Here is a 17,309-nt window from a genome sequence, read left to right on the forward strand (position 1 = left end):
ACAAATGGCAAAAAAAAAGAAAAAGACAAATAAGTGGGATGATGATTTTTATACTCAGCTTGCAAAAAAGGAAAATTATCCTGCAAGGTCTGTATATAAATTAAAAGAAATTAATGAAAAATTTAAATTTTTTAAAAAAGGGCAAAATATCTTGGATCTTGGCTGTGCTCCAGGATCCTGGCTTAAGTTTGCAGCTGAAAAGACAGGAAAAAGCGGGAGTGTTCTAGGGGTTGATTTAAAAGAGATTGAAATTTTGCTTCCTGAAAATGTAAAGTTTTTTCAAGGAGATATTTTTGAAAAAGAAACCATAGATTTTTTAAGTTCTTTTGGGCCTTATAATGTTTTGATGAGTGATATGGCTCCTGACACAACAGGTGTTAAATTCGCTGATTCTGTAAAATCAGCTGCTCTTTGCGAATCGGCTTTGTATCTTTGCCAGTCCCTTTTAGAGCAGGGAGGGGTTTTTATTACAAAAATTTTTCAGGGCCCTGATTTTGATAATTTTGCAAGGCAAGTTCTTCAGGAGTTTGATAAAAGGAAAATTTTTAAACCCAAGGCCTGCAGAAAAAATTCAAAGGAAGTTTATATAGTTGGAATGGGCAGAAAATAAAATTTGATTACAAAATATTCAGGGTTAATTTTAACCTTTATTTAAATGTATAAAAAGGTTGTTTTATGAGTTAAAATAAATCTTTACTATAATTTATAATAAGAGTAAGTTGATTCGTTTTTTTGAATTCAAAACTTAAAAAGAAATATAATTATTATTTGAAAGGATAGAAGATATGGCAGGCCATAGTAAATGGGCAAATATCAAGCACAAAAAAGGAAGAGAAGATGCTAAAAGAGGTAAGATTTTTACCAAGCTTATCAAAGAAATAACTGTAGCCGCTAAAATCGGCGGAGGAGAACTTGAGTCAAACCCCAGGCTTCGTACTGCTGTTGATGCTGCAAAAGCGGCTAATATGCCTAAAGACAATATAGAAAGAGCTGTAAAAAAAGGCACAGGAGATCTTGAGGGAGTTAATTATGAAGATATAAGGTACGAAGGCTACGGACCTGGTGGTGCTGCTGTGCTTGTTGAATGCCTTACAGACAATAAAAATCGTTCAGTTGCTGAAGTAAGGCATCTGTTTGCAAAGTTTGGAGGAAATTTAGGTGAAAACGGTTGTGTGGACTGGATATTTGAAAAAAAAGGCTTTATAATTATGGCCAAAGAAGGAATAGATGAAGAAAAACTTATGGAAATTGCTCTTGAAGCAGGTGCTGAAGATATTGAAGAGCAGGATGATTCTTTTGAAATTTATTCCCAGGCCCAGGATTTTGAATCTGTAAAAAATGCAATTGATCAAGCTGAAATTAAATATGAATTGGCTGAAATAACCATGATACCCCAAAATGAAATAGAACTAGACGGCAGTGATGCTGAAAATATGATCAAGCTTATTGACGGACTTGAAGACTGTGATGATGTTCAAAACGTTTATAATAACGCAGATATACCGGACTCTTTTTATGAGTAGATTATGAAAAAAAACTATCTTTTCTTAATCTTTTTAATTTTTTTTTATTCTTGTTCCAACTCAGGAAGCTCAGATAAAAACAACAATTCTGAAACAGAAAAATATATCAAAGGCATTGTCAAACTTTCAGGCAATGCCTTTGTTGATTTTGACTTGAAAGATTCTGGACAAGGACTTAACAATTCATCTAATAGAGCCCAGTATATCACTCCTGATTCAACCTTATCAGGCTATGTGGATTCGTCTGATAAAGAAGACTGGTTTGTTTTTTATTCTGATAAAGAGCTAAGTTTAAGCATAAATTCAGAGCAAAATTTTGATGCTCTTATTGGAAAAGACCCTCTCAATCTTTGTAGTTTCGATTCTTTTAAATTTTTAGGCCCAGGCAAATATTATATTCAGGTCAGAGCAAAGAACAGCTCGGGAAATTATTTTATTAAAATTAAAAAAACCGGAAAGAACAGATTATCAGCAGATTTTGATTTTGTTCCAGGGGAAGTGATTGTAAAATTTAAAAATGATTCAAAAACAATTCTTGGCCGTTCAACTGATGTTTTTGATAATCTTCAGCTTAAAAAAGATTACCAATCTTTTAGTGTATATAAAATTTGGGGTAAAAAACCATTGGCACTGTCTTCTAAAACTGATTTGAAAGAGGAAACTATCAATTTTATAAACCAGCTTAATGAAAACCCTGATATTGAATATTCAGAGCCAAATTTTATAAGAAAGCCCAATTATATTCCCAATGATTATAATTATTATAATTTGTGGAATCTTGATCTTATAAACGCTCCTGATGCCTGGGATATTTCAAGGGGTGGCGAAATTGTGGTTGCGGTTTTGGATACAGGAATTGTTCAGCATGAAGAGATCCCAGCTTCAAGACTTATAAAAGGATATAATTTTTTAGACGGGGATGAAAACACTTTAGATCCAGGTGTTGCAATAGAAGGGATTGGATATCATGGAACCCATGTTGCCGGCATAATTGGAGCTTCCATGGACAATTATAAAGGAGGTTGCGGAGTAAGCCCTGAAGTTTTTATAATGCCTGTAAGAATTGTTGATAAAGAAGTAACTTCAGAAAACATTGCCAATGGAATAATATTTGCTGCAGGACTTCCAAATTCCAGCGAAAAACTTCCTTCCAAAAATGCAGATATAATCAATATGAGTTTTGGAGGAGAGGGGTATTCAAAAACTGAAAAAAACGCCTGCGATGCTGCAGTAGAAGAGGGTGTAATTCTTCTAAGTGCTTCAGGAAATGAAGGTAAGAAAATTGTCTATTATCCAGGTGGTTATTCAAATGTTATTTGTGTTTCTGCAGTGGATTCTAAGAAGGAAATAGCCTCGTATTCAAATTATGGAAGTTTTGTAACCCTTGCTGCTCCAGGAGGTGATTCTTTGTCAATTAAAGGCCCGGTGGGTCCAGAACCTCATGACTATGCTGGAATGACAGGAACTTCAATGGCAACTCCCCATGTTTCAGGTGTGATTGCTCTTATGAAATCAATAAATAAAAATCTTGATTCAGAAGATATTTTCAACATGATTTCTCAAGGAAAGATGACTGATGATTTGGGAGAGCCAGTCTTTGATAATAAATATGGCTATGGTTTGATAGATGCAAAAAAGTCTGTTTATGCTTTGAATGATTTTACATCATATTCCTCAGTAAAAGTGTTACTTAAAGACTCTTCAAATAATATTATCAGACCTTTGAGTTTGGCTAAAATTGCTGCTGGAACTTTTTCATATATGTTTAAAGTTTCAGCTTCAGGCAGTTACATAATAGAGGCAGGTATAGATCTGAATAACGACAATAAATTTAACGGGATTGGGGAAATTAGTAAAACAATAGAAGTTGTTTATGAAAATTCTCAGGTTCAGGCAGAAATCATTGACTTGTCGTATCCATAATAAAAAAAGGGAAACCTTTAAAGGTTTCCCGGTTATTGTAAATTTATTTTGCATTAAGCATTTTTTCAACACTTCCAAGAGCTTTTATTCTTATATCTTCAGGAACATCAATTTCACCAAAACCTGTTTCAAGAGATTTTAAAACCATTTCAGGAGTTATTTTTTTCATATCAGGACAATAGATTTTTTCAGATCCAATATGAAAGATTTTGTCAGGACAAGCTTTTTGCAAGGGATAAATATGTCCTGTTTCAGTTGCTATTATAAATTCTTTTTTATCTGAATTTTTTGCAATTTTTATCATTCCTGAAGTACTTGCAATTTCATCTGCGACTTCAAGGGTTTCAGGAGGACATTCGGGATGGGCAATGAAAAGAGCTTCTGGATATTTTTTCTTGACCTTTAAGGCATCATCTTTTTTCATTTCATTGTGAAAAGGACAATATCCTTCCCAAAGATGGATTTTTTTATCTGTGTATTTTGCTGCATACAGGGCAAGATTTTTGTCAGGTGTCATTAAAACTTCTTTTGAATCAAGGTTTTGTACAATTTTAACTACGTTTGCAGAAGTACAGCAAACATCTGAAATTGCTTTTACAGCTGCGGAAGAATTTACATAAGTAACAACAGGAATTCCGGAAAGTTCTTCTTTTCTTTTAAGAAGAGCTTCAGGAGTTATCATGTCTGCCATTGGGCATCCTGATTGAGGATTTGGAAGAAATACTTTTTTCTTGGGAGAAAGGATTTTTGCAGTTTCAGCCATAAAATGAACTCCGCAAAATATTATTATGTCTGCATCTGTTTTTGATGCCCTGATGCTCAGCTCAAGTGAGTCTCCGCAAAGATCTGCAAGATCCTGGATTTCAGGAGGTTGATAATTGTGTGCAAGGATGATTGCATTTTTCTCTTTAGCAAGTTTTTTAATTTTTTCCTTCATTTTAATTTTTCCTGTATTTAAAAATTTGTAATGCTTGCGTTTTCAGGAGGGGTAAACTTGAAAATAGTTTCATCAATTTCAGTTAAAAACTTTTCGTTTTTAAAAATAAGAACAGTTTCATCACTGCTTTGGTTTGTTGTTTTTACAGAAATAATTTTTCCATTTTCCTTTAATACTATAATTTCAATTTCAGCAATTGCCCTTTTATTAAAAGGTGTAAGAACTAACAATTGTTTTTCTGTTTCTTCCAGCTCCTTTGTTTTTATATCATAGTTTTTGTCCATGGAATTTATATTTGAAAGAAATGAGCCTCCGTTTCCTTCCTTAAAATAATCTCCTGCCAGAGCTTTTGTAACCTGATTGTCCTCGTGGGAATAAATCCACACTGTTTTAGAATCTGTTATTATCTCTTGGCTGTCTGGGAAATTATATTTCCAGTACATTTTGCCTGGATGGGAAAAAATTACATATCCTCCGGCAGCTTGTTTGATATCAAGTGCTTTTAAAATTGACTGCTGGAAAAAATCAGCCTGAAAGGATTTGTTAGCATACCTTTGTTCAATTTTTTTTATAAGCAGATCTTTAGACTGGGCAAGACAGATTGAGGGAATTAAAAAAACTATAAAAAAAATATATTTAAATTTATTCATTCTTTATCTCCGTTTTTTTATGGCTTTTTGGTTAAACTCTCATTAAACTGAAAATCAAACCTGTTATGTTATAAAAATTAAAATAATGTGTAAACGTATTCTTTGAGATGAGCCATAAATTAATTATAAAAAACGAATTTCCAAAAATAAATTGTTTAAGGTTTGAAAAATCAGGAGAGTCTGTTCCAGATTTGAACGGGATTCATCTTTGGCAGATTAATATAACCTCTTTAAAACCCCATCTTAATTTTTATGAAAAAATTCTTTCAAAGGATGAACTGGAAAAGTCATTAAAGTTTAAATTTGAAGCTGACAGGTTAAGGGCCTGTTTCTCAAGAGCCTGTTTAAGGATTCTTTGCGGGGCTTATTTGTTAAAATCTCCTGGGGATTTAAATTTTGAATACAATCCAAAGGGAAAGCCTTTTCTTGGTTCAAGGGATTTGTCTTTTAATCTTTCCCACTCAAACGAGCTTATCTTAATAGGCTTTTCAAAGCGGGAAAGCATAGGGGTTGATCTTGAATATAATTTTAAAACTGAAAATTATATGGCCATAGGAGAAAAATATTTTCACCCTAAAGAATCAGCTGTTTTAAAAACTCTTCCAAAAGAGATGAGAAAAGGTGGCTTTTTCAAATACTGGACTGCTAAGGAAGCATATGTGAAAGCTTTGGGGGATGGAATTGGGAAAAAAATTCAGTCTTTTTATATAAAAGAGAGTTTAGCTGAAAATAAGTTTTTAGAAATTTCTGGGCCGTTAGAAAATGGGAACCCAAAAGGTTTTGTATATTTGTTTTCTCCCCAAAAAAATTATTTTGCTGCTGTTTGTATAACCTGAATTTAAAGTATATTCAGGCTATACATTTTATAAAATCAAATTATGAAAACAAGGCAAGGAAGTTTTCAAATCCTTTTTCTTCTTCTTTTAAACATTGTTCAAAGGACAAAGAATTTCTTTTTTCAAAAAGTTCTTTTATCTGAAGCATTATATTCTGATTTACTCCGGCTATCATTTCGGCAATTTCTACTGCCCTTTTCATAAGATCGTTTTTTGAAACAACTTCGTTGACAAGTCCGCATTCAAGAGCTTTTTGTGCTGATACAGGCTCACAGGTCATTGATATTTGTTTTGCCATTCTTATTCCAACAGCCTGGGGAAGCAGCTGGCTCATTCCCCATCCAGGGTGAATTCCAACCAGTGAATGGCTGTCTTTGAAAAAAGCATTTTCAGAAGCAATGAGAAAGTCACAATTAAGTGCTATTTCAAATCCTCCGGTTATTGCATATCCGTTTACAGCTCCTATAACAGGCTTTTTGCAGGCATTGAAAATTTCAACCATTCCCTTTTTATCTCCAAGGGGATCAAAAAGGTTTTCTCCCTGCTCTAGAGCTTTAAGATCTATTCCAGAACAGAAAGAATCTCCGTTTCCTGTAATAATCCCAACTTTTATTTCATCATCTTGAGCAATTTTGTTTATGCTCTTATAAAGCTCTGTTAAAAGGCTTTGATTGATTGCATTTTTTCTCTCGGGCCTGTTAAGCGTAATTGTTCCTATATTGTTATTTACCGAAAATTTTACAGTTTCTTGCATAATTTCCTTTCTTGAGGTTGAAAAGCTCATTAAAAATGGCTGGCTTGCTCAACAAAAGAACTGAAGAGATCTTTGGTTGGTTTTTTATAAGGATCTGTCCAGATTCGTTTGTTGGAGCAATTTTACTTATGCTGTGAGTTTTTTTGTTATCCTTGCAACGTGTTCACCCTGGAAACGTGCTCCAGAAAGCTCGTTTTCGCTGGGAGTACGACTTCCATCAGCACCGGCTATGGTAGAAGCACCGTATGGAGAGCAACCGCTTATTTCGTCTGTTGTCATCTGTCCTTTGAAAGTATAGGGCAGGCCGACAATCACCATTCCATGGTGTAATAGGGTTGTGTGAAAACTAAGAATTGTTGATTCCTGTCCCCCGTGCTGGGTATTTGAGCTGGTGAACACACTTCCCACCTTCCCGACCAAGGTTCCATTGGCCCATAATTGTCCAGTGCTATCAAGAAACTGCCTCATCTGTCCGCACATATTACCAAAGCGGGTTGGAGTTCCAAAAATAATTGCATCGGCTTCTCCTAGCTCATCAACAGTGCATACAGGTATATCTGCCTGTGGTTTCTGGGCTTCAATCGCTCCCATTGATTCTAACACCTCTTTAGGCAAAGTTTCTGGAACTCTTCTGAGTGCTACTTCCACATTTTCTATAGAACCTGCCCCTTCAGCTACTGCGTTTGCCAATTTATGGATGTGGTCATACATTGAATAGTAAACAATTAATACTTTCATTTTTTTCTCCTTAGAGTTGAGTTGACAAAAACTGTATATATAAATCTAAGTTTAGTATAGAGAAGTTTACCATAATGTCCTCTTTTTTACCAGAATACCGAGGGCTTGCTTAAAGTTAAGTTTAGTTTTATTTATTCCAAATGCCTGGCTTATTGAAATTTGGCTTATTTCTACAATAGAGAATGGAAATCTTTTTTGCGGTTTTGTTTTGAGTAAGTGGGCTGGGTTTTTAAGTATATTTAGTTTTTTACGCTGAGAAGATTTTTTTCTCAGCGTAATTAGGTAATTGAAGGGATAGGTTAATCAAACACTAATTGGCATACCAGATTGTCTTTGTGGAAACATATTGTTCAAATGCTTCTAAGCCTTTATCTTGACCACCAAACCCAGATTCCTTATGGCCTCCAAACGGTGTGCTCTGGTCACCTTCAGAGAAACAGTTCACTGAAACGGTTCCTGCTTTTATTGCTTTTGATACACGGTGGGCACGGCGTATATCTGAGGTGTAAATCGAGGCTGCCAGACCGTAGTTGGTGTTGTTGGCCAGGGCAATTGCCTCCTCTTCGGTGTCAAAGGTTGTTATGGCGAGTACTGGGCCAAATATCTCTTCTTTAAAAAGGGTCATTTCAGGTGTGACATCGTCAAATATGGTAGGTTCTATGCATTTACCTGCACCAAGAGGCAATGCTTTCCCTCCATAGATAAGATTGGCACCTTCTGCTTTGGCCTTTTCAATGTGAGACATGACTTTTTGGAAATGTGCTTCTTCTATCATGGGCCCTAAGAATACAGACATATCGCTTGGATCACCGACTTTCCATTCAGGCAATTTGTCTATCATTGCTTTTAAAAGTTTTTCTTTAATGCTTTTGTGAACAATAAGTCTAGATCCGCAACTACAGTTTTCCCCCATGTTGTAAAAAGCGGCATTAAGTACTTCATTGACAATTTCATCGATGGAATAAGTGTCTGGGAAAATGATTTGAGGGCTTTTTCCACCACATTCAAGAACGATCTCCTTTAGATTGCTTTGTGCTGAATATTTAAGGAAATAACGACCTACTTCGGTTGATCCAGTAAAGGACACCACATCAATATCATTATGTAAACCAATTGGCTTGCCTGTTTCTAGGCCTAAGCCGGTAACCAGCAGCAAAGCTCCCTCAGGGATGCCTGCTTGATGAGCTAACTGAACTAAGCGGTAAGCACCAAATGAAGTTTGTTCGGCTGGTTTTACAACTACAGAGTTGCCTGCGGCCAAAGCTGGAGCAACTTTCCAGGAAAATGTTGCAGATGGAAAATTCCAAGGGAGAACTGCCCCAACAACTCCGATGGGTTCTTTAACAACCAATCCTAGGTGTTCTCCGGAAGTGGGTGATACTTTTCCAAATATTTTATCTGCTGCTTCGCCGTACCAAGCTATTGTATTAATGGCATCGGTGATGTCTGCAGCCAAGCATTCTTTGATTGGTTTACCAACATCAACACAATCCAATGCAGCCAACTCATATTTATGTACTTCAATTAAGGCAGCCCATTTCTGCATCACTGTTTTACGTTCACTTGGTGACAATGATGACCAGACCCCAGATTCAAATGTTTCCCGGGCAACAGCAACTGCCTCGTTTACGATTTCATTGTTACAGCTCTCTACATAGCCTATTATGCTATTATCAAAAGGGTTTAGAGCTGTTAGAAAGTTGCTTTCAGCACTAACTCTGTTAGGAATAAGTGCTTTAGCGATGAGATTTTTCGATTTGGCTTGGGCAAAAACAGTCTCTTTTGAGAGAGGATCAGCGTAAGTCATTGTAGTCTCCTGTAATAGTTTGATTGTTTAGTGGATATAGTCTTGAAAAATTATGTGGACTAAATACCAAAAAATTATACATTAACAATTGTTTTGCAATAAATATGCCATGACTTGTTGGGAGCTTGAAGTTTTCATAAAGTGTTGATTTTAATGGCTTAATAGGTGGACGAGTCGTAACTGCTGATTTGCCGTGAATGTTTAAAAAATGCACTCATGCATCTGCGGTGTTGAATAATTGAGTTGTTTCAAGGGTTTAGCTTGTAGTGCGGAAGTGCACATGTGCAAAGTTACTCGAAAGTCTGCTGGTATAATACTTAAGGGAATATGCTTATGGTCTTGTTGTTGATATTAATATTTTGTATCAAAATGGCATCTTGTGCTGGAAGAACTCCCAGTTTAATTTTGTATATATAAAATAGTCAGCATTAAAATTCATTTAGCACAAAAAAAATTTAAATACAAAAGCTTTGCAAGGGCTGGCCATTTAAAAGGCAAGCTGGTAAAAAAAGGGAAGTGGAAAAAAATCATTGGTTTAACTCAGGGTTGTGCCTCTATATTGTGTATTTTTCTAAAAATTGTTGTATTAATCATTGTCTCAATTGTTTTAAAAGATCTCTTTAGCTATTTTTGCTGTTGAGTTTTTTTCTGCCCTTGAGTTTGCGTGAAATGGTTGTCCTGTGCACCTGAAAAAACTGAGCAACTTTTTCGGTTGATTTGTGTTTTTTCATAGCCTGGTGGAGAATTTCTAACTCAATGTCTTCCATGATCTGCTTAAGTGGTTTTTCTGGTTGATTTTTAGTCAGCGAGTATGATCCTGGAAAAGATCTGGTTTTATGGGGCATTATTCTTGGTAGATCCATAGGGGTTATGATTTCTTTTTCCTGGGTAATTACTATTCCCTGGATCATGTTTTGCAGCTCACGGACATTCCCTGGCCAGGAGTGTTTTAAAAGAAGTTCCATGGCCTCGTCTGAAAAATAAAATTGTTTGTGGTATTTGAGATTGTACAATTGGAGGAAATGATGAGCAAGGGGTTGAATATCTTCTTTTCTTTCTTTTAAAGATGGGATTTCTAGTACACTTATTTGGAGGCGATAATAGAGATCTTTACGAAACTTGCCTTTGGCAACGGCTTCTTCAAGATCGATATTGGTTGCTGCAATGATCCTTGTATCAATTTTTTTTGGTTCAACCCCTCCTATTTGCATGACTTCCTGATCCTGAAGTACCCTAAGAAATTTGGCCTGCATGGTTAAGGGTAATTCTCCGATTTCATCCAGAAAGATTGTTCCACCAACAGCAATGTCAAAATATCCGGGTTTTCCCTCCCGCTTTGCACCTGAAAATGCCCCCGGGGCATATCCGAAAAGTTCCGACTCAATAAGGTTTTCCGGAATGCTTGTGCAATCAACGCAAAAAAAAGTGTTCTCAGAACGATTGCTTTGGGCGTGTATTTGCCTTGCCATTTCCCCTTTGCCTACCCCAGTATCTCCTAAAATTAAAATAGGAGCCTCGGTTTTAGCAACTTTTTGGAGCCGATTCATTAGTTTCTTCATGACCGGGCTTTCAATAATAATAGCTTCTGGTGCAGAATTCTCGGAGCTGTTGTTTCGTAGGTTTGACCAGAATTTTTTGAAGATGTCTTTGTGATACTCAAGCTGTTCTTTGAAAAGCGTTAAGTGGCTGATATCCCGGATAAAGGTGATAACAAGTTCAACATTCCCCTTAGCATCAAGAATTGGGTATCCGTGTAATAGATTCTTTCTTCCACCGCTGGTCTGCTGAATGGAGCTTGCCGGTCGTTTTGCTTTAAGGATCACAGGGCTGACAGCCCCTTTGAAAATTCCTTTTTTTTGTTCCACCAGCCAGGCATGGGGCTCAGCCGAATCAAAAACTCCATCTTTACCGTTTAGAAAGCTTACTTTTTTCCCGAGTAGCTTTTCAGGCGATAAACCTGATAGTCGCTCGTACATAGGGTTCATCTTCAGGATTGTTCCCTTGGCATCACTAATACATATTCCCTCATGCAATACGTTTAAAATCGGATCTATTCCATTGAAAAGATGGCCGTAATTTTTTTGAAAATAATCGACCTCGTATTTTTTTTTGTTCACTTCAGTTGAAGCTGCATTTGGAGTTGTTTGGGCTTGGTCGGAAATAGTTTGTATTGGCATTGTTTGATGTGACAATCCTATATTTATAAAATTTTAGCTTAATTGTAAATTGTTATTTTAATTAGATTAACAGGCATTAAGTGTGTTGTCAATAAACTATGAGGCTCTGAAAAAAGCAATTTTTGGTTTTGTGATTTTGAAAGTTGCAGTTTAACAAGGCATGTCTCCTTATATATGGGGATTAGGCGATGGGTTGAATTTTCAATCCTGGCTCCAGAAGTATAATGAGTTTGCCCTGGGATGATTTTGATAGATCTCCATTTTTGTTTAATTTTGCATTTTGTGCAAGTTTGCACAGCAACTTAACATGCTAAAATAAGTATGTTTTTTTTTAAAAGCAAGTGCGGCTTTGCACTTGCTTGGCTATAAATCAGTTGTGTGAAATTTTAAAGTTTGGTTGTTGGTATCAGTTAATCGTTAAAAAACAAGGGGTTATTTAACAAGAAAGCTTTTAAGAAGTTTTGGCCTCCTTTTTGCTACTGTCTATATTGTCAAAGCATTATGAAAAGCCTGCTGCCTTATTTTTAAGGTTTGAGGCACTGGTTAAATTAGTTTTTATTAAATCAAAAAGTTAAAGGCAAGTAAATCAAAAATCAAAGGCAAGTAATACCTTTGAACTGAAAAGGAGGTTGTTTTGTCAGCTACATTTTACCCCTACGTGGGGGCATTGATATGGATTAGTATTTTGCTTGTTTGTGGTGCTTTCCTGAGAAGCAAGATTTCTTTTCTTCAAAAGGCATTGGTTCCCTCATCTTTGATAGGTGGGCTTGTGGGGTTTGTTCTGTTAAATACAGGGCTTATAGGCATGCCGACACCCGAAGGTTGGATGCCCATTCCTTCAAAGGTTTTTGGCGTAATGGTTTATCATTTGTTTGCCTTTGGTTTTGTTGGTGTAGGTTTGATGCAACAGAGCAAAATTACGGGTGGAACAAAATCCAAGTGGATACGAAACGGTGCACTCTGGATGGCATTTATGTATTGCTTGGTTTATGCAGTGCAGGGGATAGCAGGAAAAAGTATCTTTGAGTTAGCAAAGGCTGTTAAGGGAGGAGAGTTTTTTACTGGATTTGGCTATCTTGTGTCTTCGGGGTTTTCTCAGTCACCCGGAGCTGCCCAGGCTTTTGGTAGTATTTGGGAAAGCACCTATGGTATCCAAGGTTCTGGCAGCGTTGGGCTTGCATTTGGTGCCATGGGCTTTTTGTGTGCCATTTGTCTTGGGATTCCTCTTGCCAACTTGGGAGTTAAGAAAGGCTGGATTACTGAGCCAACTTCCAAGGAAATTTCCCCTAGTTTTCTGAAAGGAATGATGGGCAAAGGAGAGGCTGTCGAATGTGCCAGGACAACAACTCATCCATCAAATATTGATAGCTTTGCCTTTCATCTTGCAGTTATGGGTGCTCTTTATGCGATGGGCTATATGTTTGCCCTAGGTTGGTCGGTCCAGCTGCCTAAAGGGATAAATGGACTTGGTTTTGGTCTTTTATATACCTGGGGAATGATTGCAGGATTACTTACCCGGAAGGTGCTTGCTAAAATTGACAAGATTCATGTTATTGATAATTCAACTATTAGGCGGATTACCAGCAGTACCATAGATTATATGATTTGTGCTGTGTTCATGGGCATTTCCATGAGTGATATCAATGCTATTTTGCTACCCTTTCTTGTAACAGTTGTAGTGGCTGCTCTTTTGACTTATTTTCTTATTTTGTGGTTTTCCCGCCGTATGCCCGAGTATGGGTTTGAAAGGGGTCTTGCTATTCTAGGATGTTACACAGGGACTGTTGCTTCAGGTTTATTGCTTCTTCGTATAGTTGATCCTCACTTTAAGTCACCGGCCGCTGTTGAGCTTGCAATAATGAACGTGTTTATTTTGCCAATGATTCAGTTTGTTTATCTGAGTCTGCCCTTTGTTCCTACAGAAGGCTCTTTGATGTTGCCAATTTTTCTTGCCTATCTTGTCATCATGCCTATTGCTTTGTTTGCTTTTAAATTTGTGGGTAAGCGGCAATGGTAGCTTGCTATTTGCTTCCATTAGGCGGTGTACTTTTAATTAATTTTTCTTAACGTTAATTTTTGCAGGCTGATTCCTTCCAGTGGACTGTCAGCCTGCAACTTTATAAACATTTAATAGTTCGTACGGCTTTTGGGATACAGAGTTAAAGTTTACTCCTATATAAATGATAGATGTAGATCTTTGTTGATTTGCTAAAACACCAGCTTTATCTGGTATTTTTAGTTGATTATGGAAAAGGTGAGTTAGTGTTGGATTTGCTTTTAATCTGAGACCAAAATGCCGTCAAAGGAAGTGCTTTATGGTGAAGACTTTTAAAATTAATGTCCCAAATGAAATTATTGAATCAATTCGTCAGCGCGTTGCAGATTTTCCCTGGCATGAAATGATAGATGACGGTGGCTGGGATTATGGTACAAACCTCAACTATATGAAAGAATTATCTTCCTATTGGGTTGAGAGTTATGATTGGAAAAAACATGAAGAACAGATGAATAGGTTTGAGCATTTTAAAGCCCAGGTTGATGGTATTGAGATGCATTATATTTTGGAAAAGGGAAGCGGCGATAATCCTATGCCTTTACTGATCAGCCACGGATGGCCGGGGTCTTTTGTTGAAAGCCTTGGAATTATTGAGAAATTGGCCCACCCTGAACGGTTTGGAGGCAAAGTAGAAGATGCTTTTGATGTAATTGTTCCATCTTTACCAGGTTTTGGTTTTTCCGGCCGTCCTCCCAGGCCTTATGGTCCTAGGGCCATGGCTAGGGTCTTAAATGAACTAATGGTAGATGTTCTAAATTATGACTCCTATTATGCTTGTGGTGGTGATTGGGGTAGTGCTATTTCTAGCTGGCTGGGCTATGATCATTTTAAACATTGCAAAGCCATTCATATCAATTTTCCTACCATGAGACACGTTGATGGTCCTCAAACTCCTGAGGAAGAGGCCTGGGTAAAATCCTGTGAAACCCTTCCTAGAATAGTTCTCCAAGATGGTTATAGGATTCAGCAGGCCACCAAGCCCCAGACCTTGAGTTATGCAATGATGGATAGTCCAGTTGGGGTGGCAGCTTGGATAGTTGAAAAGTTTCACGCCTGGTCTGATATTGATGGGGATAATTTGGAGAGCGTCCACTCTAAAGATAGTATATTGACAAATATCATGGTTTACCTTGTGACTAAGACTTTTAATACTTCAATCTGGATATATTATGGACGTAGGGAAGAGGGGGGACGAATTCTGGGGACCAAAGAGCGGCCCAGGGTAGATGTTCCCACGGCCGCAGCTATATTCCCGGCGGAAAGCTTTCCTTGGCCTCCTCGCTCATATTTTGAACGCCTTTATAATATTCAGCGTTGGACTTGTTTTTCCAGTGGTGGGCATTTTGCTTTCTTGGAGGAATCTGAAAAAATGGTTAATGACATTGTTGAATTTGCCCGCTCTTTTCGATAATTTTTTTGTAAAGGGTTGATTAAAATGACATATAAAACCAATATGTTTTCTGTGAATTTTTTAGGAGAAGGATTCTAATGGAGAGCCTTAAAATGCTTTATCGTATAGGGCTTGGTCCTTCATCAAGCCATACCATGGGGCCAAGATTTGCCGGAGAACGGTTTTTAGACTGCTACCCTAGAGCTTATCGTTATCGTGTGACCTTGTATGGCAGCCTTGCAGCAACCGGTAAAGGCCACTTGACGGATGTGGCTTTATATGAAGTTTTTGGCCGGGAAAAAATGAGCCTTGTATGGCGGCCTGATTTTAGCTTGCCAGAGCATCCTAATGGGATGAAATTTGAAGCTTTTTCCTTGTCTGGGGCTTTGTTAGGATCACAGGTCTATTTCAGTGTGGGCGGAGGCAGTGTTCGAGTTCCCGAGGACATTGGTTTAACAACAAAGTCGTTTTATCCCCATGAAAACCTCCTGGATATAATGGAGCATTGTGCTCAAAGAGGAATCACCTATTGGGAATATGTAGCAGAACATGATAATGAGGTGTTTTTTTTTCACTTGGAGTCCGTTTGGAATGCTATGAAAGCTTCTGTTAAAAAAGGATTGAGTTCTCACGGAGTTTTACCAGGTTCCTTGGGATTAGGGCGAAGGGCTTGGCTTTTTCACCAAAGAACTCGGTCTTCTGCGGAAGATATGCAGGAAACTGGTTTAATAACCTCTTATGCTCTGGCTGTTTCCGAGGAAAATGCAGGCGGGGGGACGATTGTGACTGCACCCACCTGTGGTTCCTGCGGGATACTCCCTGCTGTTTTGTATTATATGCAGAATAAAAGGAAGTTTACAGATTTGGATATTATCAAGGCACTTGCTACAGCAGGGGTCTTTGGCAATGTCATCAAAAAAAATGCTTCGATTTCAGGTGCTGAGGTGGGCTGTCAAGGTGAGGTAGGTTCGGCCTGTGCCATGGCTGCTGCTGCTGCATGTCAGCTTTTAGGAGGTTCTCTTAACCAGATTGAGTATGCTGCTGAAATGGGCCTTGAACACCATTTGGGATTGACTTGTGATCCAGTTAAGGGCCTTGTTCAGATTCCCTGCATTGAAAGAAATGCTTGTGCCGCTACTCGAGCATTATCTATTGCTAAAATGTCCATTTTGTCGGATGGAACCCATCTGATTTCTTTTGATGAAGTTGTCTCAGTTATGAAGAAGACTGGTCATGATTTGCCAAGTTTATACAGGGAGACATCAGTAGGCGGGCTTGCCGGGATGTATAAAAAACGAAAAAACAAAGATAGATCTGGAACCACCTAAATTATGAACAGGTTTTATTTTGGAACTGAATCAGCAGGCACTTTGTAAGTGATAAAAGAAAACATTAAATATTATATTTTTTAGATTTTTCATAATCAATTATAATCTTTTATAGTTACTAGGCAGTTGGAAAGACTGAAATGAAAGGTAATTAAATGGAAAACAATATTTCTCTTATAGGGATGCCTGCTGCAGGGAAAAGTAGTGTAGGTGTTATTCTTGCAAAACATATGAATATGAATTTTTTGGATACAGATATTCTTATTCAGCAGAAAAAAGGGAAAATGCTTTTTGAGCTTATAAATGAATTTGGGCTTGAAGGTTTTTGTAGGATAGAAGAAGAGGTTGTTTCAAGCATAAACTTAAATGGTTGTGTGATTGCTACAGGGGGAAGTGTGGTTTTGAGTACAAAGGCGATGAAACATCTAAAATCCACTGGTAAAATAGTTTATCTTGAAACTTCAATGGATGTGGTTTCCAAAAGGCTTTCAGATCTTAACCAAAGGGGAGTGGTTTATAAAAAAGGGCAGACAATAAAAGATATTTATGAAGAAAGGGTCTCTTTGTATGAAAAATGGGCAGATTTTAAAATTGATTCATCTTTGGGAAGGCCAGAAGATGTTATGAATTCGATCATCAGCACAATTTGTATTGATAAATAATCTTGTTTTAATAGATAAAAAACCTTTCTTCCAGTCCCAGTGCTGGTTAACTTATCTTTAGTAAAATTTGTTTTTTATGAGAAATTTCCAAGACAATGGTAAATAAGAAGTTTTAAGTCTGTGAAATTTTTTTCTAGAGTTTTAATCATTCCACCAAAAATATCTAAAAGGGTCTATGGTGTTGACCCAAATCCTTTGGAAACCTATCCAGACATTAATGCTAACAACTTTTAAATATAATATTTATTGAGACCTTAAAAACAACAATCTGGATTTCAATGGATTTTTTTAAGAAAAATAAAATATCTTAATGATATTATTGATTCAATTTTTAAAAAGATTAGAAATTATGTTATTGTTTGTTTTGTCTGGGATAGAACTTAGAATTATTCCTGGTAAAGTTGAGTTGAAATTATATATTAGCTGGTTTTAATAGCATCTGTGTTTTATTTGTAAAAAAATTGTTATAAGAATAAAAAAACTGACAACTTAATAAATGCTCTGAAATTATTAATGGTTTTTATCTTT

At 36.9% G+C, this 17,309-nt stretch carries 14 protein-coding genes; 8 read left to right on the forward strand and 6 right to left on the reverse strand.

Translation table 11 applies throughout. The annotated features are described in order from the left end of the window. Positions 1 to 4: 4 nt before the first annotated feature. The 3 genes from RBR53_05045 to RBR53_05055 all read left to right on the forward strand — a co-directional run bounded on the left by RBR53_05045 (position 5) and on the right by RBR53_05055 (position 3,446). The gene (locus RBR53_05045) at positions 5 to 610 is read left to right on the forward strand and encodes an RlmE family RNA methyltransferase (GenBank protein ID MDY0132018.1); all 606 of its coding nucleotides are present in this window, start codon (positions 5 to 7) and stop codon (positions 608 to 610) included. A gap of 175 nt (positions 611 to 785) precedes the next feature. Further along, positions 786 to 1,523 (forward strand): YebC/PmpR family DNA-binding transcriptional regulator, encoded by a 738-nt coding sequence (locus RBR53_05050; GenBank protein ID MDY0132019.1) that lies wholly within the window; start codon positions 786 to 788, stop codon positions 1,521 to 1,523. Positions 1,524 to 1,526: 3 nt separating this feature from the next. Further along, complete coding sequence (locus RBR53_05055; protein ID MDY0132020.1) at positions 1,527 to 3,446, forward strand: S8 family serine peptidase; 1,920 nt, start codon at positions 1,527 to 1,529, stop codon at positions 3,444 to 3,446. A 43-nt stretch (positions 3,447 to 3,489) separates the two neighbouring features. On the opposite strand, the gene nadA is transcribed toward RBR53_05055, so the two are convergent. Further along, positions 3,490 to 4,383, reverse strand: coding sequence for a quinolinate synthase NadA (gene nadA / locus RBR53_05060; protein MDY0132021.1), 894 nt, complete (start codon positions 4,381 to 4,383; stop codon positions 3,490 to 3,492). 17 nt (positions 4,384 to 4,400) lie between these two features. Further along, positions 4,401 to 5,033, reverse strand: coding sequence for an outer membrane lipoprotein carrier protein LolA (locus RBR53_05065; protein ID MDY0132022.1), 633 nt, complete (start codon positions 5,031 to 5,033; stop codon positions 4,401 to 4,403). Between the two features lie 107 nt (positions 5,034 to 5,140). Between RBR53_05065 and RBR53_05070 the strand changes: the two genes are divergently transcribed. Further along, complete coding sequence (locus tag RBR53_05070) at positions 5,141 to 5,869, forward strand: 4'-phosphopantetheinyl transferase superfamily protein (GenBank protein MDY0132023.1); 729 nt, start codon at positions 5,141 to 5,143, stop codon at positions 5,867 to 5,869. 40 nt (positions 5,870 to 5,909) lie between these two features. On the opposite strand, the gene RBR53_05075 is transcribed toward RBR53_05070, so the two are convergent. The 4 genes from RBR53_05075 to RBR53_05090 form a co-directional block, all read right to left on the reverse strand. Further along, positions 5,910 to 6,623, reverse strand: coding sequence for an enoyl-CoA hydratase (locus RBR53_05075; protein MDY0132024.1), 714 nt, complete (start codon positions 6,621 to 6,623; stop codon positions 5,910 to 5,912). Between the two features lie 126 nt (positions 6,624 to 6,749). Next, complete coding sequence (wrbA, locus tag RBR53_05080) at positions 6,750 to 7,361, reverse strand: NAD(P)H:quinone oxidoreductase (protein MDY0132025.1); 612 nt, start codon at positions 7,359 to 7,361, stop codon at positions 6,750 to 6,752. Between the two features lie 310 nt (positions 7,362 to 7,671). Continuing rightward, positions 7,672 to 9,168, reverse strand: a complete 1,497-nt coding sequence (locus RBR53_05085; GenBank protein ID MDY0132026.1) for an aldehyde dehydrogenase — start codon at positions 9,166 to 9,168, stop codon at positions 7,672 to 7,674. A 620-nt stretch (positions 9,169 to 9,788) separates the two neighbouring features. After that, entirely contained in the window at positions 9,789 to 11,345 is a 1,557-nt protein-coding gene (locus tag RBR53_05090; protein MDY0132027.1) for a sigma 54-interacting transcriptional regulator, read from the reverse strand. Positions 11,346 to 11,979: 634 nt separating this feature from the next. Between RBR53_05090 and RBR53_05095 the strand changes: the two genes are divergently transcribed. The 4 genes from RBR53_05095 (at position 11,980) to RBR53_05110 (ending at position 16,781) form a co-directional block, all read left to right on the forward strand. Beyond that, on the forward strand, positions 11,980 to 13,362 hold the full coding sequence (locus tag RBR53_05095) for a sodium/glutamate symporter (GenBank protein MDY0132028.1): 1,383 nt from the start codon (positions 11,980 to 11,982) through the stop codon (positions 13,360 to 13,362). 298 nt (positions 13,363 to 13,660) lie between these two features. Continuing rightward, positions 13,661 to 14,812 (forward strand): epoxide hydrolase, encoded by a 1,152-nt coding sequence (locus RBR53_05100; protein MDY0132029.1) that lies wholly within the window; start codon positions 13,661 to 13,663, stop codon positions 14,810 to 14,812. A gap of 92 nt (positions 14,813 to 14,904) precedes the next feature. Continuing rightward, on the forward strand, positions 14,905 to 16,119 hold the full coding sequence (locus tag RBR53_05105; GenBank protein ID MDY0132030.1) for an L-serine ammonia-lyase: 1,215 nt from the start codon (positions 14,905 to 14,907) through the stop codon (positions 16,117 to 16,119). Between the two features lie 155 nt (positions 16,120 to 16,274). Beyond that, entirely contained in the window at positions 16,275 to 16,781 is a 507-nt protein-coding gene (locus RBR53_05110) for a shikimate kinase (protein MDY0132031.1), read from the forward strand. Positions 16,782 to 17,309: the final 528 nt, after the last annotated feature.

This window comes from Desulforegulaceae bacterium, assembly GCA_034006035.1.
GTDB lineage: Bacteria > Desulfobacterota > Desulfobacteria > Desulfobacterales > JACKCP01 > JACKCP01.

Excerpts from the sequence above, each read along its gene's own strand:
- RBR53_05045 (MDY0132018.1), top strand. The coding sequence starts at position 5 with ATGGCAAAAAAAAAGAAAAAGACAAATAAGTGGGATGATGATTTTTAT.
- RBR53_05050 (MDY0132019.1), top strand. The coding sequence starts at position 786 with ATGGCAGGCCATAGTAAATGGGCAAATATCAAGCACAAAAAAGGAAGA.
- RBR53_05055 (MDY0132020.1), top strand. The coding sequence starts at position 1,527 with ATGAAAAAAAACTATCTTTTCTTAATCTTTTTAATTTTTTTTTATTCT.
- nadA (MDY0132021.1), bottom strand. The coding sequence starts at position 4,383 with ATGAAGGAAAAAATTAAAAAACTTGCTAAAGAGAAAAATGCAATCATC.
- RBR53_05065 (MDY0132022.1), bottom strand. The coding sequence starts at position 5,033 with ATGAATAAATTTAAATATATTTTTTTTATAGTTTTTTTAATTCCCTCA.
- RBR53_05070 (MDY0132023.1), top strand. The coding sequence starts at position 5,141 with ATGAGCCATAAATTAATTATAAAAAACGAATTTCCAAAAATAAATTGT.
- RBR53_05075 (MDY0132024.1), bottom strand. The coding sequence starts at position 6,623 with ATGCAAGAAACTGTAAAATTTTCGGTAAATAACAATATAGGAACAATT.
- wrbA (MDY0132025.1), bottom strand. The coding sequence starts at position 7,361 with ATGAAAGTATTAATTGTTTACTATTCAATGTATGACCACATCCATAAA.
- RBR53_05085 (MDY0132026.1), bottom strand. The coding sequence starts at position 9,168 with ATGACTTACGCTGATCCTCTCTCAAAAGAGACTGTTTTTGCCCAAGCC.
- RBR53_05090 (MDY0132027.1), bottom strand. The coding sequence starts at position 11,345 with ATGCCAATACAAACTATTTCCGACCAAGCCCAAACAACTCCAAATGCA.
- RBR53_05100 (MDY0132029.1), top strand. The coding sequence starts at position 13,661 with ATGGTGAAGACTTTTAAAATTAATGTCCCAAATGAAATTATTGAATCA.
- RBR53_05105 (MDY0132030.1), top strand. The coding sequence starts at position 14,905 with ATGCTTTATCGTATAGGGCTTGGTCCTTCATCAAGCCATACCATGGGG.
- RBR53_05110 (MDY0132031.1), top strand. The coding sequence starts at position 16,275 with ATGGAAAACAATATTTCTCTTATAGGGATGCCTGCTGCAGGGAAAAGT.